Origin of the sequence: Salmonella sp. SAL03688 (genome assembly GCF_046551895.1) — a bacterium.
Taxonomy (GTDB): Bacteria; Pseudomonadota; Gammaproteobacteria; order Enterobacterales; family Enterobacteriaceae; genus Salmonella; species Salmonella enterica.
Genome location: NZ_JBGDVI010000050.1, coordinates 1 through 1,312, shown reverse-complemented (window position 1 = coordinate 1,312; position 1,312 = coordinate 1). Strand labels below are relative to the sequence as shown.

Sequence of the window (1,312 nt, the reverse complement as noted above, 5' to 3'; positions counted from 1 at the left end):
TGACTAGTCCTGATATAGGTTGACAGTTTTTTGTCTGTAAAACGCCTGATGAACATCATCGGGCGTTTTGTATTTCAGGGCCTGGTGTGGCCGTTCATGGTTATAAATTGCCACGGACTCTTTTACTATTTCCCGCGCTTGCTCCAGGTCTGCAGGACGCGAGAGTAAAAACTCATTTTTCAGTATCCCGTTTATTCTCTCAGCCAGCGCATTCTGGTAGCAGTCGTAACCATCGGTCATTGAACAGGTTATTCCGTTTCGCTCATGAACTGACTGATAAAGTACCGAACAGTATTGCAGTCCTCTGTCAGAGTGATGTACCAGCGGACCTGTCGTTTTTCTCCGCCTCAGAGCCTGCCTGAACGCCTTTACCACATTTTCTGTCTGCAGGTTTTCCCCGACATGGTAACCCACGATTTTTCTGGAGCAGGCATCGGTGACCAGACTCAGATAGGCCGTGCCGCTGCGTAGTGGAAGGTAAGTAATATCGGCGACCCAGACCTGCTCTGGCTCAAGGGCGGTAACCTGTTCAGGGCCGGGTTTCAGCAGATTAGGATGCCGGTAAAAGCGATGATGGCTGTTGGTGGTTTTGTGATATGCCCGTTTCACGGGTACCAGGAGCCGGTATTCACCCAGCAGATTAAACAGACGGTCCCGTCCGATATTCAGCGTTTTATCGGCCTGCATGTTCAGCAGATAGTGCAGTTTACGCGTACCGATTCGCGGCTGGCGGCACCGGGTACGGGCAACAAAATCAAGAACCTGAGCATGATGCTCCTGCCGTTTATTACATCTTGTATTGTACTGGTACCACGCCTGTCTGCTGTGCCCCAGGAACTGACATGCACGCGTAACTGTTATTTTGGGGGCCTGACTTTGCGTGAGGACTTGCCGGGCCGCTTTTTTACAACACTTACCCCGTAATCATTTTTCAGGACGTTGATAACGGACTCAAAAAACTCAGCTTTCTGGTTTGCCAGCTCAAGCTGTTCTTCAAGTTCCCTGATTCTTTGCTCGGGTGTCAGCGGGATAGTTGTCTGAGCCACAGGCAGTTTCCTCTTCACCAGGTCAGGAAGTCCGGGTCTCCAGTCAAGCCGGCCATATTTACGCAGCCAGACAAGTACGGTGGAGCGCCCCTGAATGCCATATCGCTGCTGGGCCTGTTTATAGGTCATCTCGCCTTTTTCGACCTGCTCAACGACGGCTATTTTAAAGGATAGAGGATAATCGCGTTGGGTGCGTTTGAACTCAGTCATCATCACGTTCTCCGGATTTAAGTCTGGAACGTGTCAACGCTATTCAGGACGGGTCA

The 1,312-nt window shown here is 50.7% G+C and carries 1 protein-coding gene; it reads right to left on the bottom strand.

The genetic code is table 11. The annotated features are described in order from the left end of the window. Window positions 1-3: 3 nt before the first annotated feature. Window positions 4-1,259, bottom strand: a protein-coding gene (locus ACLJR2_RS23635) for an IS3-like element ISSen1 family transposase (RefSeq protein WP_086011253.1) whose coding sequence is annotated in 2 segments (ribosomal slippage) — window positions 4-908 and window positions 908-1,259 — 1,257 coding nt in all. Because the reading frame shifts where the segments join, the coding sequence is not laid out codon by codon here. Window positions 1,260-1,312 lie beyond the last annotated feature (53 nt).